Genomic DNA, 21,750 nt, shown 5'->3' with positions numbered 1-21,750 from the left:
GATCATCGACGATCTCCGGCGATGTTTGCGCTATCACAATATGAGGAGCGGAGACGATATATCAAGCACTATCGGCGCGCGAGCGCAAACATTGGCCGAAAGTCACCCACGAAGAGACGACGAGAGCCGTCCCGCACACACGTGCGGGACGGCTCTCTGTACGCTCCGGATCAGGAGCCGATGAACTCCTCGGTGTCGCCGAAGGACGGCTCCTCGCGGATCTCGACGGTCGACCCGAGGCAGTCGGTGTCGAGGACCACGATCTCGTTGCGGCCGACCCTCCAGAGCGGCGCCGGCGCGTAGAGCGTCTCCTGCGGACCGACCTTCCAGTACCGGCCAAGGAGGAAGCCGTTCAGCCAGACCATCCCCTTCGACCCGCCGGGGAAGGCGAGCCAGGCGTCGAGCGGTTCCGCGATTCCGAAGGAGGCGACGGCGACGCCGTCGGAGGCATCCGCGGACCCACCCGGAACCGGCACGGGAGCATCCTGCGGCACGAGGCGATGCGTCCATCCGTTGACGAGTCGACGTCCGATCATCACGCCGCGCATGATGCCCTTGCCCTCGCCGGTGTACGGGCCGTAGTTGATGCGCCCGAGGCTCTCGACGACGATCGTGAGTCGACCCGCTCCACCGTCGACCGGCAGCGCCAGCGACGTGTCGCGGTCCCGCTCCAGGACCCCGAGCTTCTGTCGGTCGAGGAACACGACGGCGCGGTCGTGCAGTCCGTCGATCGTGAGCATCGCGTCGGCGGGGAACGACACGTCCGCCTCATAGGCGACCAGGCCGTCTTCGGCGCCGAGCGCCTCGAACGTGCGCGGCCTCGGCGAGACGTCGCCGGTCACGGGAAGCGTCGCGACCAGCTCCAGCAGAGCGGCCCGAGGCTCGAGTGGCGCGGTCGCCGCACCCTGCCGCCGCGGAGCAGCGGGAACAGCCGGAAGCTCGGCGGCATGGAAGGGCGCGAACAGGGCGCGGAGCGCGTGGAACTTCTCGTTGAGCGTTCCGTCCTCGCCGATCGGTGCATCCGAGTCGTAGCTGGTGACCGTCGGCTGCAGCACCTGGTCGTGGTTCGCGCCGTTCCAGAGACCGAAGTTCGTCCCTCCGTGGGCCATGTAGAGGCTCACCGATCCGCCCGCCGCCAGCAGTTCCGCGATCGTGCCCCCGGTGCTCGCGGCGGAGCGCACGTGGTGGCGCTCACCCCAGTGGTCGAACCAGCCGCCCCAGAGCTCGCTGCACATCAGCGCGTCACCCTCGCGGCGCAGCTCCACCGCCCTCGCGACCCCGGTCCCGAAGGTGAAGGTGGCCATCGCGCCGGGAACGCTGCCGTGCTCGATCATGTCGCCGGTGATGCCGTCGGCGGTCGTGAGCATCTCGACCATCCCGCGGCGACGGAGACCCTCCCTCAGGTGCGCGAGGTAGGCGGCGTCACTGCCGAAGGAGCCGTACTCGTTCTCGATCTGGATCGCGACGATCGGTCCGCCGTGGGAGGCCTGCAGCGGGACGAGTCGGGGGATCAGCTCGTCGTACCAGGCGTCGACCGCCGCGAGGAAGTCGGGGTCGCTGGTGCGCAGCGCCGCGACCCGGCCGGAGAGCCAGGACGGGAGGCCGCCGTTGGACCACTCGGCGCAGATGTAGGGGCTGGGTCGGAGGAACACGTCCAGACCGATGTCGCCGGCGAGACGGACGAAGCGCTCGATGTCGCGCCATCCGTCGAAGCGCACGTCGCCCTCGACGCGCTCGTGGAAGTTCCACGCGACATATGTGTCGACCGTGTTCGCGCCCATCGCGGCGAGTCGACGGAGGCGATCCTCCCACTGGTCGGGATGCACCCGGAAGTAGTGGATCGACCCCGCGAGGATGCGGTGGGAGACGCCGTCGCGAAGGATCTCCCCGTCGCGCCAGATCAGGGTGGGCGCGCCGATCGACGACGCGGCGGCCGGGGCTCCGGTAGCGACGGAAGAGCCGTCGAGAGCCGAGGCGAGAAGGTCAGGCATAGCGCTCCAAGCACGAGTGTTTGCGTTCACATTATCGCATCACACTTCTCGCCGCCTCCTGGTTTTCCGCCGATTGATCGCTACCATTGACCACATGTCACCTCGCCGCCCGAGAGACGACCGCGCCCCCAGCCAGGTCGACGTCGCCCAGCTAGCCGGTGTCTCCACGCAGACCGTCTCCCGCGTCATGTCCGGGCAGGACAACGTGCGCCCCGACACCGCCCGGCGCGTCCTCGCGGCCGTGGAGGAGCTCGGCTACCGCGTGCACGCCGCCGCCGCGTCGCTCGCCTCCGGGCGCACCCGGGTGCTGGGCGTGATCGTCGTCTCCACCGACCGGTACTCGTCGGCGGCCCTCGGCGTCGGCATCCAGCAGGCTGCCGCTGCGAACGGCTACACCGTGTCGACGGCCGCGGTCGCCGACCACGCGTCCGTCGAGGCCTTCCTGGAGGCCTTCGACCGACTCGAACGTCAGGGGGCGGAGGGCATCATCCTCGGCGTCCCGGTCGAGCTCGAGAGCCCGGCGATGCGCGCGCGCACCGAGCGCACGCCCGCGACCCGCAGCGAGCGCACCTCCCTCGACGAGGACGCGCCGCTCGCCGTGGATCAGCGCGCGATCGCCCGTCTCGCCGTCGAGCACCTCCTCGACCTCGGGCACCCGACCGTGTGGCACGTCTCGGGCGACGAGTACTGGACCGAGACGCAGCAGCGCAGCGAGGCGTGGGAGCAGACGCTCCGCGACCGGGGCATCGTCCCCCCGCCGGTGATCCCCGCCGACTGGACCCCCGAGTCCGGCTACCGCGCCGGTCGGACCATCGCGGCGATCCCCGAGGCGACGGCCGTGTTCGTCAGCAGCGACGAGATGGCGTTCGGACTGATCCGCGCGCTGCACGAGGCCGGGCGCAGTGTTCCCGAGGACGTCTCCGTGGTGAGCGTCGACGACATCGCTCTCGCCGCCTACGCCTCCCCCGCGCTCACGACCGTCCGGCAGCCGTTCGAGGCCATGGGTCGTGCGGCCGCGCTCCGTCTCATCGCCCAGATCGAGGGACAGGAGGCCGTCGGGGAGGTGCCGTCGACCGATCCGCAGCTCGTCGTGCGCTCGTCCACCGCACCGCCGCGCTCGGCGCGCTAGCCCTCATCCGCCCCAGACCGCCCGGGCACCGGCCTCGCCGATCAGCACGACCATCACCGTGCTGCCCACGCCGCTCACGACCGCGAGCACGGCGACGATCCACCGCGCCGCCCGGCGCGGCCCCGCGCCGAATCGGTACCAGCACCACTGCACCGCCGCGACCAGGAACATCGCGAGCGTCCACGGCCACAGCAGTCGACCGAGGTCGGCGTGATGGAGCACCGCCGGCACCGGACCGACCCGCTCCGCCAGCGCCTCACCCGCGAGCATGGTGATGGGCACGAGCACGAGCACCACGAGGGCGGCGAGCGGCGTCACGATGCCGAGCCTCTTCCGCGCAGCGGGGAGGAACGCGCCCAGGATCAACGCCAGCGCCGTGAGCGGCACGAGGATGACCACCGCGTGCACGATGAGCGGATGCAGGGGGAGCCCGGCGATCTCGAAGAGGTCCATACTCAGGACACGGGATCGACGCGTCGAGGGTTCAGATGAACCTTCTGCCCGCCTGTCTCGTGTCTCCGGAGAGGAACCGAAGGAGGTGGCGGATGCCGAGGGATGACGCGGCACGTCTCGGCGCGCTCTACGACGCGCATGCGGCGCCGATCTGGCGCTACGTCGTGCACCTCACCGGAGATCGGGCGGGAGCGGATGACGTCGTCCAGGAGACCCTGCTGCGTGCCTGGCGGACCCCGCGCATCCTCGCCGACGATCCGGAGTCCACGCGTTCCTGGATGTACACGGTCGCCCGGCATCTGGTCGTCGACGAGGCGCGCAGCGCCCACCATCGCCGGGAGGTCGCGATGGACGAGCCGCCGGAGTCCGCCGTGCGCGACGCCACCGACGCGATCTTCGACGCGATCCTGATCGAGGAGGCGCTCGCGGCGCTCTCCGAAGCCCACCGAGACGTCGTCATCCGCGCGTACTACCGGGGCCTCACGGTCGCCGAGATCTCCGAGGAGCTGACGGTCCCCGAGGGGACCGTGAAGTCGAGGCTGCACTACGGCCTCCGCGCGCTGCGACTCGGACTGCAGGAGAAGGGAGTGACGCGATGAACGCCGACCACACGCGATACGCCGAGTGGGATGCCGCGTACGTCCTCGGAGCCCTCAGCGCCGCCGACCGCGCCGAGTTCGAAGCGCACCTCTCGCAGTGCGCCGAGTGCCGTGCCGCCATCGCGGAGGTGGCGCCGATGCCGGGCCTCCTCTCCCGGGTGGCACCCGAGCGGGCGGAATCGCTGCTGCGGGCGACGGATGCCGAGGCTCCGGCACCCGAGCACCGCGCGCACGTGCTCTCCCTCGCCGCCGAGCGCGCCCGTCGCCGCCGTCGGGCGTGGGTCGCCGGTACCGCGGCCGCCGCGGCGATCGTCGTCGCCGCCGTGGCCGTGCCGCTCGTGTCGGCCCAGCTCCGTCCGCCGACGACGACGGTCGCCCTGGAACAGCTGATCGACGCCCCGCTCACCGCCACCGTCGGCCTCACCGACGTCGCCTGGGGCACCCGGATCGACATGACGTGCACATACGGCGCCGGAGGTCATGCCCCGGCGGACGGCTGGGCGTACGCGCTGGTCGTGGTGGCGCAGGACGGCACCGAGAGCGTGCTGTCGACGTGGCGGGCGCATCCGGGCACCACCGCGCGCCTGAGCGCCGGTACCGAGCTCCCGGCGTCGGACATCTCCACGGTCGAGATCCGCTCGGTCGACTCCGGCGAGGTGCTCATGCGGTCATCCGTCGACGCGCCCTGAACCTTTCACCGCCGCCTCTCGTGTACCCCCTGACCGCACCCGCGGTCCTGCACAGGAGGTTTCACCATGCTCTCGAGAGTCTCGAAGACCGCGGCGGTCGCCGCCCTGCTCCTGACGTTCGCCGTCGCCGGATGCTCATCGCCCGGCGGAGGCTCCGGCGGCTCGGGCGGGGCCTACGGACAGTCGTCCGAGTCGAGCGCGCCCAGTGAGAGCGCGGCATCCGGCGCCACCACGCTGATGGTCGCCGACTCGACGCTCGGCGAGATCGTCGTCGACGCCGACGGCAAGACGCTCTACATGTTCGACACCGACACGCAGGGCTCGGGCGAGAGCTCCTGCACCGGCGAGTGCCTCACCAACTGGCCGCCGCTGACCACCGAGGGCGACGCGCCCGCGGTGCAGGGCGTGACCGGCGAGGTCGGCACCATCACCACGGCGGACGGCTCCCAGCAGGTGACCCTCAACGGCTGGCCGCTCTACTACTTCGCGGGCGACGCCGCGGCCGGCGACGTCAACGGGCAGGGTGTCGGCGGCATCTGGTGGGTGCTCTCCCCTGCCGGGGAGCGCATGGCCGACTGAGACGACGGGGCACCGGCGGGGTCATGCGATCGCGGGCTCGCCTCGCGGACTCACCAGCGACCGTGCCGGTGCTCCCACTCGTCCTCGACCGTGCGGCGCCGACCAGCGACGATGCCGGCGGGGATCGCGACGATCAGCACACCCGCGATGACGAGGAGCGGCACCTGCCATCCCGCGGTCGTCTCGTGCAGGAGTCCGATCAGCAGGGGGAAGGTCGCGGCGATGGCATAGCCGATGCTCTGCACGAATCCGCTCAGCGCGACGGCGCTCTCGGGTGTGCGGGCCCGGATGCTGAGCAGCACGAGGCTCAGCGGGAACATGATGGCCGTGAGACCGAAGATGCTCACCCACAGGGGCAGCGCGACGGTCGGCGCGAGCAGCAGCCCGGCGAGACCGACCAGTCCGCCACCGACCGCCACGAAGAAGAGCGGACGGGTCGCCTGGAAGCGCACGACGAGGATCGGCACGAGCAGCGAGCACGGCAGACCGATCAGCGCGAACAGCGAGAGCAGGAAGCCCGCCGTCGCCGGGGTCACGCCGCCGATGTCGACGAGCATGGTCGGCATCCAGGCGAAGGAGACGTAGGCCATCGTCGACGATGCCCCGAAGACGACGGCGAGCGCCCAGGCGAGGGGCAGCCGCCACAGCCGGGCGAAGTACCGGCGGTTCGCCGGCGTGGTCGAGATGGGGCCGGTCGCGACGGCCACCGCGTCCTGCATGTCGTTGACGCCGTCGGTCGGATCGGGGACGAGGAGCTCGGTCTTCATCGGCTCGCCCGCTCGCGAGCCGTTCTTCAGCAGCATCGCCACCCACGGGACCAGCGCGATGCCCGCGACGATGCCCCACATCCCGAGCGACACGCGCCAGCCGAGCGAGTCGGCCACCGGCACGGCGACGAGCGGCGGGAGGAAGGTCGAGACCGCCATCGTCGTCGAGTAGATGGTCATCATGACCCCGAGCCGATCGGGGAAGTACTTCTTCACGAGCGGCGGGAGCAGCACGTTGCCCGATCCGACGCCCGCGAACACGACCACGGTCGCGGCCAGCAGACTGGTCGAATCCACCGCGAAGCCGCGCAGCAGCAGGCCGAGGGCCATCAATGTGATCGCGGCGACCGCCATCCGCTCCAGCCCGAAGCGGCGCTCGAACAGCGGGGTGAGCAGGCCGAACAGCGCGAAGCAGATGGGCGGTGCGGCACCGATCAGACCGACCACGACCGGCGATACCGGGAAGTCCTCGGCGACGTGGTCGATGACCGGCGACAGGGAGGCGACCGCCGACCGCAGCGAGAACGCCACCAGGACGATCCCCACGAGTGCGAGAGCCCGACCGTGCCACAGCGGTCGTGCGCTCGGCATCGTCATGAGGTCTGCGACCCCTCCACCCAGGCGAGGTACTCATCCGAGACGGTGCCGGTCACGTACCGGCCGTCGAAGCAGCTCATGTCGAGATCGGTGAGCACCGATCCCTCGATGATCGCGGCCTTGAGGTCTTCGACCTCCTGGTAGACCAGGTGGTCGCAGCCGAGCTCCTCGGCGATCTCGGGGATCGTCCGGCCGTGGGCGATCAGCTCGTGGCGCGACGGCATGTTGATGCCGTAGACGTGCGGGTGCCGCACGGGCGGGGCCGCGGAGGCGAAGGCCACCGAGGCGGCGCCGGCATCCCGCGCCATCTGGATGATCTCCTTGGAGGTCGTGCCGCGCACGATCGAGTCGTCGATCAGGAGCACGTTCTTGCCCTGGAACTCGGTCGACATGGCGTTGAGCTTCTGACGAACGCTCTTCTTGCGCACGGCCTGCCCCGGCATGATGAAGGTGCGGCCGACGTAGCGGTTCTTGTAGAAGCCCTCGCGGTACTCGATGCCGAGCTTGCGGGCGACCTCCATCGCGGCGGGGCGCGACGAGTCCGGGATCGGCATGACCACGTCGATCTTGTCCATCGGCACGTGCTTGGCGATCGTGTCGGCGAGACGGTCGCCCATGCGCAGGCGCGACTCGTACACCGAGATGCCGTTCATGACCGAGTCGGGGCGGGCGAGGTAGACGTACTCGAACGCGCAGGGCGCGAGCGTCGCCGCCGTGGCGCACTGCTTGGAGTGCAGCTCTCCGTCGTTGGTGATGAAGATGGCCTCGCCGGGCTCGACCTCGCGCACGACCTCGTAGTCGCCGTTCTCGAGCACGAGCGACTCGCTCGCGACGACCCACTCGTCGCGACCCTCGGCACCGGGCACCGTGGACGGGCGACGACCGAGGATCAGCGGGCGGATGCCGAACGGGTCGCGGAAGGCGAGCAGTCCGTAGCCGGCGATGACCGCGATCACGGCGTAGGCGCCCTCGATGCGCTCATGCGTGCGGGCCACGGCCTCGAAGACCCGCTCGGGGTCGAGGTCGACGGTCGAGGTCGTGTTCTGCAGCTCGCCGGCGAGCACGTTGAGCAGCAGCTCGGTGTCGCTCGAGGAGTTGAGGTGGCGACGGTCGCGCTTGGCCATGTCGGCCGTGAGCTCACGCGTGTTGGTGAGGTTGCCGTTGTGGATGAGGATGATGCCGTAGGGCGCGTTCACGTAGAACGGCTGCATCTCCTCCTCGTTCGAAGCGGTGCCCTTCGTGGCGTACCGCACGTGACCGAGGCCCACGTTGCCGAGCAGCGCCCGCATGTCGCGAGTCCGGAACGCCTCGCGCACCATGCCCTGCGCCTTGGCGTTGTGCATGACGCCGTTCGCCTCAGCGGTGGCGATGCCCGTCGCATCCTGGCCGCGATGCTGCAGCAGCAGGAGTGCGTCGTAGATGTCCTGATTGACCGGGGCAGAGCCCACCATTCCGACGATGCCGCACATGGGCTCTTACTTCGCTCCGTCCGCGTAGGCGCCGACCAGGCGCACCGCTCCACCGTCGACGCCCTTGGCGCCCTGCTCGAATTCGCCGGCCGGACGCGGCCCGAAGCCGACGGTCCCGACCTGCCACGAGGGCATGCCCTCGGCGTTCAGTGCCGCGATCGCGGCATCCTTCTTCTCCGCGGCGACCACGGCGAGGAAGCCGATGCCGAGGTTCCAGGTGCCCTCGGCGGACTCCAGCGTGGAACCGGCGATGTCGCTGAGCACGCGGAAGACCGGGCTGGGCGACCAGGTGCTGCGGTCGACGTCGACCCAGCTGCCCTGCGGGAGCACGCGGGCGAGGTTCGCCGCGATGCCTCCGCCGGTGACGTGGCTGAGCGAGTGCACACCGCCGCCGAGCTGGTCGATCAGCCGCAGCAGCGGAAGCGTGTAGAGGCGCGTCGGCTCGAGGAGGGCCTCGCCCCAGGTCGTGCCGAAGTCGGCGGCGTTGTCGCCGTACCCGATGCCGGCGCGGGTCACGATGTGACGCACGAGGGAGTAGCCGTTGGAGTGCAGCCCGCTGGAGGAGACCGCGATCACCGCGTCACCGTCCTGCACGAGCTCTGCACCGAGGATGGCGTCAGCCTCGACCACACCGGTCGCGGCGCCGGCCACGTCGTAGTCGCGCGGGCCGAGCAGACCCGGGTGCTCCGCGGTCTCGCCCCCGACCAGCGCGGTGCCGGTGGCCGAACACGCCTGGGCGATGCCGCGGACGATGTCGGCGATGCGCTCGGGGACGACCTTGCCGCAGGCGATGTAGTCGGTCATGAAGAGCGGCTTCGCGCCCACCACGACGATGTCGTCGACGACCATGCCGACCAGATCCTGGCCGATCGTGTCGTGCTTGTCGATCGCCTGCGCGATCGCGACCTTGGTGCCGACGCCGTCGGTGCTGGTCGCGAGCAGCGGACGACGGAAGTCGCGCAGCGCGCTGGCGTCGAAGAGGCCGGCGAAGCCGCCGACACCTCCGAGCACTTCGGGTCCGTGCGTCGCGCGCACGGAAGACTTCATCAGCTCGACGGCGAGATCACCTGCAGCGGTGTCGACGCCGGCTTCGGAATAGGGATTGGTGGGGGAGGCAGCCACGCCTCCAGCCTACCGCCCAGAGTCGCCCCGACTCTCCGCGAAGACGGTCCTCGGATCCGGGGCCCCGAGCCGCCTACGATGGGGCCATGGCCGACAAGCCCCAGTGGCTCATCCGCGAAGACGCGAGCGTTCCGGTGCTCGTCGCGCTCGCGCTGCGGCAGCGTCTCGGGATCCGCGCTCCGGAGGATCTCCCCTCGCTGCGGGAGCTGGCCGTGCGAGCGCCGGATGCGACGGACGCCTCCCCCGCGGTCGAGGCGCAGTGGCGCGAGTACTGGGACATGACGGTCGAGCCGCGGGCGCATCCCTCCGACGTCCCGCTGGAGCTCATCGACGGGTTCGACACGCTCGTGGCCCTGCCGGCGACTGGGGCGGAAGAGCTCGCCGCGGCCATCGCCCCGCAGGCGACATCCGCCCTGCTCTACGCCCACGCCGCGCACGACCGCTACGTGAGCTCGATGAAGAGTCACACCGGCGGCGACGCGTATCGCGCCTACGCCAGCGCGATCGCCGAGTTCGAGCGGGAGGTCGGCCGCCGCGCGCATTCGTTCGAGCTGAACGTGCAGGTGCTGCCGTTCTCGCAGCGCGGCATCTGGTGGATCGGGGCGCTCACGGTCGCGGTGACCGACGGCCTCCGCCGCGATGTCGTGGCGTTCGACGCCGCGATCCGTCCGGTGATCGCCGAGCTGGCGTAGCGGTCAGTCCTCGTCGTCGACGACGGTCTCGCGGTCGACCCGCACGATGCGGTCGTGCCGGCGCGCGATCCGCTCGAGGATGAGCCCGACGACGCCGCCGAGGGCGAGGCCGATCGGCACGGTCCACAGCAGCAGGAAGCCGAAGACCTGTCCGGGAGGGTAGACGACGTCGAGCGCCTGGGACTCCTCGTAGCTGCCGATCCAGGTGAGGATGCCGGCCGCGATGACGCCGACCACGACGCCGATGCCCATGAGCACGCCGTACCGCGGCACACGGCGCACGGTAGCTTCGACGGTCTGGTGGGAATCGGTGGGGGCCATGCCTCCATTGTCCCACCGCCGGGCGGTGCCGTGCACCGGGGTCCGGACAGCGGACGAGGAACGGCCCTTCCCGCGTCCGCCGCGGGAAGGGCCGTTCGTCATGTGCCTCGACTCAGACCTCGGTCGTCGTCTCGGCCGTCTCGTCCTTCCGGTTGCGACGCGCGATCAGCACGCCGCCGGTCGCCGCGAGCGCCACGACCACCAGCCCGCCCACGATCCACGGCCACACCGGCGCACCCTCGGACTCCGCCGGCTCGGTCTCGGCGGTGACCGCCGCGGCGACCTCCGGCTCGGCATCCGGCTTCTCCTCGGCGACGCCGCAGTCGGCGTTCACCGGGATGACCGCCGTGACCGGGTCGAGTGCCTCGCCGGCGGCGTAGGTGCCGAACGCGGCCGCTCCCGCGTCGGTCAGCGTGGCCGGGATCGCGTCGAGCGTGAGCTTCCCGTCGACGACCGCGGCGTCTCCGAGGGCGAACTCCGCGAGGCGGACGCCCTTCTGGTCGATGCTCTCGCCGCCCTGCGTGGTGCCGGTCACGTCGAACACGAGGTAGCCCTTGTCGCCGGCGAGCTCGACGCCGGCATTCGCGAGGGTCGTGTTCAGCGCGCCGTCATGGCCCGTGAACGTGATGCTCCCGCCGAAGGAGACGAGGCCGGTGAGGGCCTTGTCGTCGAACGATCCGGTGCCGTTCTCCCACACGTAGTCCGGGTACTCGTAGGCCACGTCGGTCAGCGTCCAGCCGCCCTTCGCGATGCCCTCGATATAGGTGCGGAACGACTCCTTGTAGCCCCACTTGAGCGTGGCGCCCTCCACCGTGCAGGCCCCGATCAGAGTCTGCGCGCGGTTCAGCGTGAACGTCAGACCGCGGTCGACCGATCCCTGCAGGGTCAGCGTGTGCGCGCCGTCCTCGAGGCCCGCGGGGAGCGTTCCCGACCAGGTCGCGACACCCGCGGAGTCGGCGGTCACGGTTCCGAGCAGCACGGGCGTCGAGTACACGACGACCTTGATGCCCTCTTCGCCGGCCTGGAAGCCCGGGGCGGAGATGGTCGCCGACTGCCCGGACTCGAGCGCCGCGAGGTTGTCCGCGTCGATGTCGATGCCCTCGGATGCCGGCGGGGTGGCCGGCAGGGTCGTCTTGGGCTTCACGACGGCCGCAGCCACTGTGCCCGTCGTCCCGGCCGGAGCCGCCGCGACGGAGCCGATCGTGAACGTGACCGGGTTGAGATCGGTCGAGTAGCCCGCCAGGACCCTGTCGCGTCCGGCGGCCGTCAGCGACGCGGGAGCGGCGGTGTACGTCACCGCGCCGTTGGCCGTGATGCGCGCGGACCGCGAGAGGTCGAGCGTCGCGAACGGCACCTGGGCGCCGCCGCTCGTCACGTACAGGGTCGCGGCGCCCGTCGAGGTGATGCGGATCTGCGGGTTCGAGACCGTGACGTCGAGCACACCGTGGTGTCCGGTGAACCGCACCGACCCGCGGTACACGACGCTGCCCAGGCCGGTCGCCCGGTCGTAGTCGCCGCCGACCGTCTGTCCGAACTGGAACTGTCCGCCCGATCGGGTCGCCCCGTCGGAGACCGCGATCGATCCCTGCGCGATGCCGCCCGTGACGTAGTTCACGAACGAGGAGGAGATCGCCCAGCGGAGGGAGCCACCGGGAACGCTCGCCGGCGGGGTCGTCGGCTTCGTCGGCGGCTTCGGGTCCGTGGGCTTCTCGCCGAACAGCGCGCGCCATTGGGCGTCCGTGATCGTCACGTCGCCACGGGCGTAGATGGTGTCGGCATCCGGCGTCGTGTGCTGCTTCCACACGATCACCTCGTACGACTTCGTGCGGTCGAGGTTCTTCGCCGCCGTCGTGAGGTCGACCGCGAAGGCGCCGAAGGTGACCTTCTGCACGTACTGCATCGCGAGGAACCCGGCACCGGCGGTCACCTCCCCCTCGGTGCCCTTCTCGATCAGCGCGACGTACGCGCCGGGGATGTCACCGAGCTTCGAGGCCGCCGCCGTGACGGTCAGACCGTCCTTCGCCGTCGCCGTCTTCACGGTCGCCCCGAGCGCCGGACCCTCCGGGAGGATCGCGTTCCACTGCTCTTCGCTGACCGGCACGGTCGAGCGCGCGTAGATGGTGTCCGCGGCGGGCATCGTGTGCTGCTTCCACACGATCACCTCGTACGACTTCGTGCGGTCGAGCTTGTCGGCCGCAGCCGTCAGGTCGACGCTGAACGCGCCGTCGGTGATCTTCTGCACGTACTGCATCGCGAGGAAGCCGCCGCCGGCGGTCACGTCCGCCTCGGTGCCCTTCTCGATCAGGGCGGCGTACGCACCGGTGATCGCGCCGAGCTTCGACGCCTCCGCCGTGACGGTCAGACCGTCCTTCGCCGTCGCCGCCTTCACCGTGGCCGTGAGGCCCGCGGCGTTGCCGTAGTTCAGGGCGACGCTGCGCTCCTGGGCGGCGTTGACCACACCGCCGGCCGCGTAGGTGTAGACGCCGTAGGCACCCGGGGCCGCGGCCGCGTCCTTCAGGGTGAGGGTCGCCTGGAAGGTGCCGTCCGCGGCGATGTCGACCCACTGCGAGCGGATCGCACCCTGATACTGCGCGGGGACCTGGTTCAGCACGCCCTCGGAGAGCGCCCACACCTGTGCCGCCACCGACCGGGTCGACGACGCGGCACCGGTGGACGGCTGCCACGCCGAGGCGAAGTTGCCGAAGACGACATACGTGCCCTGCGGGAGGTCCTTCGGGATCGGAACCCCGCGTCCGCCGACATTCGCCGTGGGGTCGTAGCCCGAGCCCTTCACGACGACCTTGTCGCCGGCCTTGAGAGCCGTCGCTCCGGCCGGGGTCGTGCCGTCGGCCAGGAACACCTCGATCGACGGGGTGAGCGGCGCGGGTTGCAGGGTCTCCCACTGCGCGTCGGTGATGGTGATCGTCGAACGGGCGTAGATGGTGCTCGCGTCGGGGTTCGTGTGCTGCTTCCACACGATGACCTCGTAGGCCTTCGTGCGGTCGAGCTTGTCGGCCGCAGCCGTCAGGTCGACGCTGAACACGCCCCCGGAGATCGGTCGCACGTACTGCATCGCGAGGAACCCGCCGCTGCCGGTCACGTCCGCCTCGGTGCCCTTCTCGATCACCGCGACGTACGCGCCCGTGATGGCGCCCAGCTTCGAACCGGATGCGGTGACGGTGAGCCCGTCCTTCGCGGTCGCGGACTTCACGGCCGCGGAGGCGAGGGCGGTCTCGGTGTAGTTCAGGGCGACACTGCGCTCCTGGGCGGCGTTGACCACGCCGCCGGCCGCGTAGGTGTAGACGCCGTACGCGCCCGGGGCCGCTGCGGCATCCTTCAGGGTGAGGGTCGCCTGGAAGGTGCCGTCCGCGGCGATGTCGACCCACTGCGAGCGGATCGCGCCCTGGTACTGCGCGGGAACCTGGTTCAGCACGCCCTCGGAGAGCGCCCACACCTGCGATCCGACGGAGCGGGTCGCCGATGCGGCACCGGTGGACGGCTGCCACGACGAGGCGAAGTTGCCGAACACGACATACGTGCCCTGCGGCAGATGCTTCGGGATCGGCACGCCGCGACCCTCGGTTCCGAGGTTCGCCGCCGGGTCGTAACCCGAGCCCTTCACGACGACCTTGTCGCCGGCCTTGAGAGCGGAGCCAGCCGCGGGCGTGGTGCCGTCGGCCAGGAACACCGTGATCGACGGGGTGGTCGGGGTGGTCTCACCCGGGTCCGTGCCGGGGTCGGTCTCGCCCGGGTCGGTTCCGGGATCGGTCTCACCCGGGTCGGTTCCGGGATCGGTCTCGCCCGGGTCCGTGCCGGGGTCGGTCTCGCCGGGGTCGGTGCCGGGGTCCGTCTCGCCCGGTTCGGTCGGGAGCGGTCCGAACACGGCATCCCACTGACCGGCCGACACGGCGACGTCGCCGCGGCCGTAGATCGTGGTCTCGCTCGGGTTCGAGTGCTTCTGCCAGACCAGAACCTCGTACGCCTTCGTCCTGTCCAGCGAGCCGGCCTGCGCGTCGAGGGTGAACGTGCTCGCCCCTCCGGCGACCGTCGGCATCACGAATGCCGCGTAGCCGCCGTTGCCGCTGAGTCCGGACTCGGTGCCCTTCACGATGAGAGCCGCGTACGCGCCCTCGACATCGGGCAGCCCGTTCGCCTGCACCTGCACGCTCACGCCGGATGCCCCGGCGGAGGCGACGGTGGTCGCGATCGAGGCGCCCGCGGCGTGCGCGGGCGGGACGATCACCGCACCGGCGGCGATGAGGAGGAAGGAGACGAAGGCGGCGAGCAGCACGCGTATGCGTGCGCCCCCTGTGGATGCTGTGGCTGTGGCGTTCACGATTCTCCACGGCTCCGGGCACGCTGAAGAGCACGCGTGCCGGCGGTGCCGCAATGCAGTCGGGCGAAGGTAGGGTTTTGGTTAGGCTTAGCTAAGCAAGCCACCAATCCAGAGCGTAGAGGTGCGGATCGGCGCACGTCAAGTTTTAGGATAGCCTTGCCTAATGCGTCGCGTTCTCGCCCTCGTCTTCGTCGCCGCTCTCGCCGTCGGCCTCACCGCCTGCGCAGAGCCGGGAGCCACCGCCGCACCTCCCGCCGCGGCGGAGGACACCTGCCCGCAGGCCACCACGCCGCTCGCGTCGTTGGACCTCATCGACGACGTGCGCGGATACCAGGGCCCCTCCACCGCCTGCCTGTCGAGCCACGCGATCGTGCCCGTCGACGACGACACCGCTCCGCAGCTGCCGGTGGACGTGACCGACAGCGAGGGCCGCGAGATCGAGATCACCGATGTCGACCGCATCCTCCCCATCGACATCTCCGGCACGATCGCCTCGACGGTCTTCGCGCTCGGCCTGGGCGACCAGGTCGTCGGCCGCGACTCCTCCACCGTGTTCGCCGGGACCGAGGATCTGCCCGTCGTCACGAAGACCGGCCACACGCTCAACGCCGAGGCCATCCTCGAGCTCGCCCCGACCGTGGTCCTGACGGACACGACCATCGGCCCGAAGGAGGTGCGGCAGCAGCTCCGCGACGCCGGCATCGCGGTCGTCGTGATCTCCGGCGACCGCCGGCTCGACACCACGGACGAGCTGGTGACCGAGATCGCGACCGCGCTCGGCGTGCCCAGCCGCGGGGAGGCGCTCATCGAGCGTCTCGACGCCTCGGTCGACGAGACGCTCGCGGAGATCGCCGAGGTCGTGCCCGCGGATGAGGCCGACCGGGCACGGATGCTCTTCCTCTACGTGCGAGGCAGCGCCAACGTGTACTACATCTTCGGCGAGGACTCGGGGGCGGACTCGCTCATCGACGCGGTCGGCGGCGTGGACGTCGCGGCCGAGATCGGCTGGGAGGGCATGAAGCCGATGACCGCGGAGGCCCTCGTCGCCGCGCGGCCGGACGTGCTCGTGATGATGACCGACGGACTCGAGTCGGTCGGCGGCATCGACGGGCTCATCGAACGGATCCCGGCCGTCGCCGAGACCCCGGCCGGGGCGAACCGTCGTGTGATCGACATGGCCGACGCCGAGATCCTGAGCTTCGGCCCCCGCACGGCCGACGTCATCGGCGCTCTCGCCCGCGCCCTGTACGCCCCCGAGCCGGCGAAGTGACCGGCGAGGTCGTCACCCCGACACCGACGAGGCACCGGGGGCTGCGGTTCGCGCTCGTGACGGTCGGCCTGGTCATCGCCCTGATGGTCACCTGCGTCATCTCCATCACGAGCGGGCAGTACGACCTCTCCCCCACGGCGCTCGTCGGCGTGCTGCTGCGCGGCATCGGCGTCGACACCGCATGGGCGCCGACGGCCGCCACCGACTACGGCGTGATCTTCAACCTGCGGATGCCGCGCATCGCGCTCGGGCTGCTCGTCGGCGCCGCCCTGGCCGTCTCGGGCGTCCTCATGCAGGCGATCTTCGGCAACCCGCTGGCGGATGCCGGTGTCGTCGGCGTCTCCTCGGGTGCCGCTCTCGGGGCCGCGGCGAGCATCACGTTCGGACTCGCGACCTTCGGGATGTGGACCACGCCCGCCTTCGCCTTCCTCGGCGGACTCGTCGCGGTGTTCTCGGTGTACTTCATCAGCCGATCCGGCGGACGCACCGAGGTCGTGACCCTGCTGCTCACGGGCATCGCGATCAATGCGATCGCCGGCGCCGGCATGGCCTTCTTCACGTTCCTCGGCACCACGTCGACCCGCGAGCAGATCGTGTTCTGGCAGTTGGGCTCGCTGAACGGCGCCCTGTGGTCGAACATCCAGCTCGTCGCGCCACTGGTCCTCATCGGCGTCGTCGTCGCGCTGATCGTGGCTCCCGGTCTCGATCTCTTCGCCCTCGGCGAGCGCACCGCCCGACACCTGGGCGTCAACGTCGAGCTGCTGCGGATCGTCGTCATCGTGACGGTCGCCCTCCTGGTGTGCGCGGCCGTCGCCTTCGCCGGGATCATCGGATTCGCGGGGCTCGTCGTGCCGCACCTCATGCGCATGATGATCGGCCCGGCGCATCTGCCGCTCGTGATCGCCTCGGCCCTGGGCGGCGCGCTGCTCATCGCCGTCGCCGACCTCGTGGCGCGCACGGCCGTCCCGCTCGCCGACCTGCCGATCGGCATGATCACCTCTCTCGTGGGTGGGCCCTTCTTCCTCTGGCTGCTCGTGCGCACACGTCGCCGCTCGGGAGGATGGGCATGAGCGTCCGGCTCCGCGGGGCGGGGCTCACCGTGCGCGTCGGCGAAGGACGGACGATCCTCGACGACGCGTCCATCGAGATCCACGCCGGAGAGATCCACGCGCTCGTCGGCCCCAACGGCGCCGGCAAGTCCACCCTGTTCGGCGTGCTCGCCGGCGACGTGACCGCACAGGCGGGAGCCGTCGAGATCGACGGCGGATCGATCGACCGGGTCAAGCCGCGCACCCTCGCCCAGCAGCGCGCCGTGCTCCTGCAGGAGAACACCGTCACGTTCCCCTTCAGCGCCGAGCAGGTCGTGCGCATGGGGCGCACGCCGTGGGCCCGGACCCCCGCCGCCGAGGAGGACGACGACCTGGTGGCGTCCGCGATGGCGCAGACCGAGGTCACCGCACTCGGAGCTCGCGCGGTCCCGTCCCTCTCCGGCGGCGAGCGCGCACGCGTCGCCCTCGCCCGGGTGATCGCCCAGAGCACCGGCATCCTGCTCCTCGACGAACCCACTGCGGCGCTCGACCTCAAGCATCACGAAGACGTCATGCGACTGATCCGCGGTCGTGCGGATGCCGGGATCGCGGTGGCGATCGTGCTACACGACCTCAACGCCGCGCTCGCGCACGCCGACCGGGTCACGCTGCTCGCCGACGGCCGGGTGTCGGCGACGGGCACGGCGGCGGAGGTGCTCACGGCCGAGCGGATCGAGCAGGTCTACGGGCAGGCCGTCGACGTGTTCCCGCACCCGACGACCGGGGTGCCGCTGGTGGTCGCTCGGCGCTGACGCGGCCGCGATCCGGGCTAGCCCTCGCGGCCGCCGTCCCGCAGGGAGTGGATCATGCTCCTCAGGCTCCGCAGCGCGCCCGCCTGCTCGCTCTCGGTAATGCCCGAGAGCATCCGGACCTCGACAGCGCGCACGGCCGCACTGGCGGTCGCCAGGCTCTGCCGTCCGCGGGGGGTGAGGCGCGCGGGAAGGGCCTTCCCGACCGGCGCCTCCGCCGGCCTGGTCACGAACCCGTCCCGCTCCAGCGTCTGGAGCAGCACGTTCATCGACTGCCGAGTGACGAACGCCCCGCGTGCGAGTTCCGAGTTCGACAGCCTGTCAGAAAACTGACACACAACGAAGGAGCGCATCATGCCCGTCACCGGCACCGATCTCACCTCGGTCACCCAGCCCGGGATCGGTGCCGCCATCTGGCTGCACGCCACGGATCCGCAGAACATTCACGATGCCCTGCTCGCGGACGGGCACCCGATCATCACAGACCCGATCGACGGACCCTTCGGCCGGACCTTCACGTTCGCCGACCCCGACGGCTACCACGTCACCCTCCACGACCGCGTCTGACGACGGACGCCCGGCGGCGGACCTCCGGCGGGCGGTGTTACGGACGCAGGGGCAGGACGTCGGCGAGGTCGGCGCGGGTACCGGACGCGTGGATACGTCCCGACGCGGCCGCCTCCGCCCACGGCTCGACCCCGGTGGCGACGGCGATCCAGGTCGCGGCGTCCATCTCGACGACGTTCGGCGGAGTGCCGCGGGTATGCCGCGGCCCCTGGATCACCTGTACGGCACCGAACGGCGGCACCCGCACCTCGACGCTGTTGCCCGGGGCCTTCTCGTCGAGGAGCTGCAGCAGGTAGCGCACCGCGGTGGCGAGATCGGTGCGCGCGGGCTTGTCCCCCGCGCCGTTCGCCGCGCGCACGGCGTCGAGGGCCGACCGCCCGTCGACGATGTCGATCTTCCTGGCCACAGCTCAGCCCTCACCCATGACGACAGCCGACCAGGCACCCACCGCATCCGTGCTCAGACCTTTCGTGGTGACCGTGGTCGCCGCGTCGCTCGTCATCTCGATCCCCTGCGGCTCGCCGTCGCAGATCAGGTCATCGGTGCGGATCGTCTGGGTCGTCGTCGCATCGTCGGCATCGACGCGAGCCAGCGTGACGTCGGCGCTCATCGTCTCCGGGCCGAAGCACGCGAACAGCACGGTCGAGACGGGGTGTGGCTCGGCGAACGACACGGTGACGCCACCCCCGCCGACGGAGTCCGAGAGGGCGGAGGCGAGTCCCGTCATCCCCGCGAGAGAACCGGGAACCGCGGTGGAATCCTGCGTCGCCATCCACTCCTGCACGGCGTCGGGGTCGACCTCGGGCGTCGCGCTGCATCCGCTCAGCACCGTCAGCAGCACCGCGCCGAGCACCAGGCCTCGCCATCTCCTCATGCCGTGAGCCTACCTCCGGGACGGGTCCGGCCTCCGGCCCGTCCACCCCGGACGAGTCCTATGCTCAGACCCATGAGCATGCATCCCCAGGGCGCCCGCGCCGATCTGCTCGCCGCCGTGGCCGACCACTCCTGGGGCGTCCGGATCCCTCCCCTCGCGGATCCGCAGAACGCCCACGATGCCGCCGTGCTCATCCTGTTCGGGGTGCTGGATCACACCCCCGCCCCGACGGCGGACGCCGCCGTCGCGCGCGACCTCGACGTGCTGCTGCAGCGACGCGCTCCCACACTCTCCTCACATCCGGGACAGGTGTCGTTCCCCGGAGGCCGGGTCGAGCCGGAGGACGTCGACGTCGTCGACACGGCCCTGCGCGAAGCCGAGGAGGAGACGGGTCTCAACCCGAGCGGCGTCGAGGTGCTGGCCACACTGCCCGTGATCCCCCTGGCCGCGAGCAACCACCTGGTCACCCCGGTGCTCGCCTGGTGGCGGTCGCCCTCGCGGGTGGTCGCGGTCGACCACGCCGAGACGGTCGAGGTCTTCCGCGTACCCGTCGCGCAGCTGCTCGACCCGGACACCCGGTTCACCTCGACGATCACCCGGATGGGCCACACCTTCCGCGGGCCGGCGTTCGACGTCGACGGCACCATCGTCTGGGGCTTCACCGCGATGGTCCTCGACGCCCTCTTCGACGCCGCCGGGTGGACCGTGCCGTGGGATGCGACCGTGGAGCGCCCGGTCACCCTCTGACACCCGCGTGTGCCCGCATGTCATCCCGCCGAAACCCGAGCCGCGGTCCTCGGTAGTCTGGACGGGTGAAGATTCTCGTCCTCGGTTCCGGTGCCCGTGAGCACGCGATCATCCTCGCCCTGCGGGCCGAGCAGACGGAGCACGAGATCTTCGTCGCTCCCGGCAACGCCGGCATCGCACAGGATGCGACCCCCGTCTCGGTCGACCCGCTCGACGGCGGCGCCGTGACGACGTTCGCCCACGAGCACGCGATCGACCTGGTCGTCATCGGGCCCGAGGCCCCGCTCGTCGCCGGCGTCGCCGACGCGCTCCGCGTCCGCGGCATCCCGGTGTTCGGACCGGGCAAGGCGGCGGCACAGCTGGAGGGCTCGAAGTCGTTCGCGAAGCGGGTCATGGACGCCGCCGGCGTGCCGACCGGTCGCGCCGTCCGCGCCGCGAGCACCGCTGAGGTCGAGGCCGCATTCGACGACCTCGGCGCCCCGTACGTGGTCAAGGCCGACGGCCTCGCGGCAGGCAAGGGCGTCATCGTCACGTCCGACCGCTCCGAGGCTCTCGCCCACGCCGAGCAGTACCTGCCGGTCGGCGCCGTGCTGATCGAGGAGTTCCTCTCCGGCCCCGAGGTCTCACTGTTCTTCCTGAGCGACGGCGACACCGTGCGCGCGCTCAGCCCCGCACAGGACTTCAAGCGCGCGCTCGACGGCGACGCCGGACCCAACACGGGTGGCATGGGCGCGTACTCGCCGCTGCCGTGGCTGGCCGAGCAGTTCGGCAGCGAGCAGGCCTTCGTCGAAGAGGTCACCCGTGACGTGGCCCTTCCCGTGGTGCGCCAGCTCGACGCCGAGGGCACCCCGTTCATCGGACTCCTCTACGCCGGCCTGATCCTCACCCCGGCCGGCGTGCGCGTGATCGAGTTCAACGCACGCTTCGGAGACCCCGAGACGCAGATCGTGCTGCCGCGACTGGTCACCCCGCTGTCCGAGCTGCTGTTCGCCGCGGCATCCGGCACGCTCGAGGACCAGCCTGAGCCCGTGTTCAGCGACGACGTGGCCATCACGGTCGTCCTGGCCAGCGAGGGCTACCCCGAGGCGCCGCAGACCGGTCGCCCGATCGAGGGCCTCGCGGATGCCGCCGCCGTCGAGGGCGTCCGCCTCGTGCACGCCGCGACCGCGAGTCCCGATGCTCCCGGCGGATCGCTCATCGCCACGGGCGGTCGGGTGCTGAACGTGGTCGCCGTCGCCTCCGACTTCCGCACCGCCCGCGACCGTGCGTATGAGGCGATCGGCCGCATCCGCCTCGACGGCTCCCACTACCGCACCGACATCGCCGCCCGCGTCGCCGAGTAGCCCCGCCGCCCCCGGCCGCGCCGCCGCGCGTCCTCGCCGAGCCCACGGCTTCTCGCCGAGCCCACGCGCGACACCGCGCCGGGAGCACGACTCCTCGACGAGTGCACGGCTCGTCGTCGCGGATACCCCGTGCACCCGGCGACATCACGTGCACTCGACAGCGGGGCCCGGGGACACGACGCGGTGCGGCTGCACGCTCGCGGCAGCATCGCTCGCGGGGAGCGCCGCGCCGGAAGCACAGCTTCTCGACGAGTGCACGGCTTCTCGACGCGGATACCCCGTGCACCCGGCGACATCACGTGCACTCGACAGCGGCGCCCGGGGCAAGAACACGAACGCGCGAATTCGGCCGAATGCGGACAGGAATC

At 71.0% G+C, this 21,750-nt stretch carries 19 protein-coding genes and 2 pseudogenes; 11 read left to right on the top strand and 10 right to left on the bottom strand.

Annotated elements, in window-relative coordinates; translation table 11 throughout:
* Positions 1 to 170: 170 nt before the first annotated feature.
* Positions 171 to 1,991, bottom strand: a complete 1,821-nt coding sequence (locus tag MME74_RS02430) for a glycoside hydrolase family 35 protein (protein WP_267417076.1) — start codon at positions 1,989 to 1,991, stop codon at positions 171 to 173.
* Positions 1,992 to 2,085: 94 nt separating this feature from the next.
* Between MME74_RS02430 and MME74_RS02425 the strand changes: the two genes are divergently transcribed.
* The gene (locus MME74_RS02425; protein WP_267417075.1) at positions 2,086 to 3,120 is read left to right on the top strand and encodes a LacI family DNA-binding transcriptional regulator; all 1,035 of its coding nucleotides are present in this window, start codon (positions 2,086 to 2,088) and stop codon (positions 3,118 to 3,120) included.
* 3 nt (positions 3,121 to 3,123) lie between these two features.
* Here MME74_RS02425 and MME74_RS02420 read toward each other — a convergent pair whose 3' ends face one another.
* Positions 3,124 to 3,573 carry a DUF2231 domain-containing protein gene (locus tag MME74_RS02420; protein WP_267417074.1) on the bottom strand — a complete coding sequence of 150 codons (450 nt, stop codon included), beginning with the start codon at positions 3,571 to 3,573 and terminating at the stop codon, positions 3,124 to 3,126.
* Positions 3,574 to 3,665: 92 nt separating this feature from the next.
* On the opposite strand from MME74_RS02420, the gene MME74_RS02415 reads away from it, so the two are divergent.
* The 3 genes from MME74_RS02415 (at position 3,666) to MME74_RS02405 (ending at position 5,440) form a co-directional block, all read left to right on the top strand.
* Entirely contained in the window at positions 3,666 to 4,172 is a 507-nt protein-coding gene (locus tag MME74_RS02415) for a sigma-70 family RNA polymerase sigma factor (protein ID WP_267417073.1), read from the top strand.
* Positions 4,169 to 4,861 carry a zf-HC2 domain-containing protein gene (locus MME74_RS02410; protein ID WP_267417072.1) on the top strand — a complete coding sequence of 231 codons (693 nt, stop codon included), beginning with the start codon at positions 4,169 to 4,171 and terminating at the stop codon, positions 4,859 to 4,861. The genes MME74_RS02415 and MME74_RS02410 overlap by 4 nt, the downstream gene beginning before the upstream one ends.
* A 66-nt stretch (positions 4,862 to 4,927) precedes the next feature.
* Complete coding sequence (locus MME74_RS02405) at positions 4,928 to 5,440, top strand: hypothetical protein (protein ID WP_267417071.1); 513 nt, start codon at positions 4,928 to 4,930, stop codon at positions 5,438 to 5,440.
* Between the two features lie 50 nt (positions 5,441 to 5,490).
* On the opposite strand, the gene MME74_RS02400 is transcribed toward MME74_RS02405, so the two are convergent.
* Genes MME74_RS02400 through purM form a run of 3 tightly spaced genes read right to left on the bottom strand, consistent with a single transcriptional unit; the run spans position 5,491 to position 9,395 of the window.
* Positions 5,491 to 6,804 (bottom strand): CynX/NimT family MFS transporter, encoded by a 1,314-nt coding sequence (locus tag MME74_RS02400; protein WP_267417070.1) that lies wholly within the window; start codon positions 6,802 to 6,804, stop codon positions 5,491 to 5,493.
* Positions 6,801 to 8,273: an amidophosphoribosyltransferase gene (gene purF / locus MME74_RS02395; RefSeq protein ID WP_267417068.1), complete on the bottom strand. Its 1,473-nt coding sequence runs from the start codon at positions 8,271 to 8,273 to the stop codon at positions 6,801 to 6,803. Before purF ends, MME74_RS02400 begins: the two co-directional genes overlap by 4 nt.
* Positions 8,274 to 8,279: 6 nt before the next feature.
* Positions 8,280 to 9,395, bottom strand: a complete 1,116-nt coding sequence (gene purM, locus MME74_RS02390; protein WP_267417066.1) for a phosphoribosylformylglycinamidine cyclo-ligase — start codon at positions 9,393 to 9,395, stop codon at positions 8,280 to 8,282.
* 86 nt (positions 9,396 to 9,481) lie between these two features.
* On the opposite strand from purM, the gene MME74_RS02385 reads away from it, so the two are divergent.
* Complete coding sequence (locus tag MME74_RS02385) at positions 9,482 to 10,087, top strand: zinc-binding alcohol dehydrogenase (RefSeq protein WP_267417065.1); 606 nt, start codon at positions 9,482 to 9,484, stop codon at positions 10,085 to 10,087.
* A 3-nt stretch (positions 10,088 to 10,090) separates the two neighbouring features.
* Here MME74_RS02385 and MME74_RS02380 read toward each other — a convergent pair whose 3' ends face one another.
* Complete coding sequence (locus MME74_RS02380; RefSeq protein ID WP_267417064.1) at positions 10,091 to 10,408, bottom strand: potassium transporter Trk; 318 nt, start codon at positions 10,406 to 10,408, stop codon at positions 10,091 to 10,093.
* 112 nt (positions 10,409 to 10,520) lie between these two features.
* Positions 10,521 to 14,699 carry an HtaA domain-containing protein gene (locus tag MME74_RS02375; protein WP_267417063.1) on the bottom strand — a complete coding sequence of 1,393 codons (4,179 nt, stop codon included), beginning with the start codon at positions 14,697 to 14,699 and terminating at the stop codon, positions 10,521 to 10,523.
* A 208-nt stretch (positions 14,700 to 14,907) separates the two neighbouring features.
* Between MME74_RS02375 and MME74_RS02370 the strand changes: the two genes are divergently transcribed.
* From MME74_RS02370 to MME74_RS02360, 3 genes are read left to right on the top strand one after another with little or no spacing between them, the layout of a single operon-like run.
* Entirely contained in the window at positions 14,908 to 16,014 is a 1,107-nt protein-coding gene (locus MME74_RS02370; RefSeq protein ID WP_267417062.1) for a heme/hemin ABC transporter substrate-binding protein, read from the top strand.
* Positions 16,011 to 17,084 (top strand): FecCD family ABC transporter permease, encoded by a 1,074-nt coding sequence (locus MME74_RS02365; RefSeq protein ID WP_267417061.1) that lies wholly within the window; start codon positions 16,011 to 16,013, stop codon positions 17,082 to 17,084. Before MME74_RS02370 ends, MME74_RS02365 begins: the two co-directional genes overlap by 4 nt.
* A complete protein-coding gene (locus tag MME74_RS02360) occupies positions 17,075 to 17,854 on the top strand; it encodes a heme ABC transporter ATP-binding protein (protein WP_416383331.1) in 780 nt (259 codons plus the stop codon). Before MME74_RS02365 ends, MME74_RS02360 begins: the two co-directional genes overlap by 10 nt.
* Before the next feature lie 17 nt (positions 17,855 to 17,871).
* On the opposite strand, the pseudogene MME74_RS02355 reads toward MME74_RS02360, so the two are convergent.
* Positions 17,872 to 18,168: pseudogene (locus MME74_RS02355) on the bottom strand (MarR family winged helix-turn-helix transcriptional regulator); the annotation flags it as partial.
* A 43-nt stretch (positions 18,169 to 18,211) separates the two neighbouring features.
* Here MME74_RS02355 and MME74_RS02350 point away from each other — a divergent pair.
* A pseudogene (locus MME74_RS02350) lies at positions 18,212 to 18,418 on the top strand (VOC family protein); the annotation flags it as partial.
* A 37-nt stretch (positions 18,419 to 18,455) separates the two neighbouring features.
* On the opposite strand, the gene MME74_RS02345 reads toward MME74_RS02350, so the two are convergent.
* Positions 18,456 to 18,824 carry a sterol carrier family protein gene (locus MME74_RS02345; protein ID WP_267417059.1) on the bottom strand — a complete coding sequence of 123 codons (369 nt, stop codon included), beginning with the start codon at positions 18,822 to 18,824 and terminating at the stop codon, positions 18,456 to 18,458.
* Between the two features lie 3 nt (positions 18,825 to 18,827).
* Positions 18,828 to 19,292, bottom strand: coding sequence for a hypothetical protein (locus MME74_RS02340; RefSeq protein WP_267417058.1), 465 nt, complete (start codon positions 19,290 to 19,292; stop codon positions 18,828 to 18,830).
* A 72-nt stretch (positions 19,293 to 19,364) separates the two neighbouring features.
* On the opposite strand from MME74_RS02340, the gene MME74_RS02335 reads away from it, so the two are divergent.
* Together MME74_RS02335 and purD are read left to right on the top strand one after the other, a co-directional pair.
* Complete coding sequence (locus tag MME74_RS02335) at positions 19,365 to 20,039, top strand: NUDIX hydrolase (protein WP_267417057.1); 675 nt, start codon at positions 19,365 to 19,367, stop codon at positions 20,037 to 20,039.
* A 65-nt stretch (positions 20,040 to 20,104) separates the two neighbouring features.
* Complete coding sequence (gene purD, locus MME74_RS02330) at positions 20,105 to 21,382, top strand: phosphoribosylamine--glycine ligase (protein ID WP_267417056.1); 1,278 nt, start codon at positions 20,105 to 20,107, stop codon at positions 21,380 to 21,382.
* Positions 21,383 to 21,750: the final 368 nt, after the last annotated feature.

The sequence above is a fragment of the Microbacterium oxydans genome (assembly GCF_026559675.1).
Taxonomy (GTDB): domain Bacteria; phylum Actinomycetota; class Actinomycetes; order Actinomycetales; family Microbacteriaceae; genus Microbacterium; species Microbacterium oxydans_D.
This window is presented reverse-complemented; position numbering and strand designations above follow the sequence as displayed.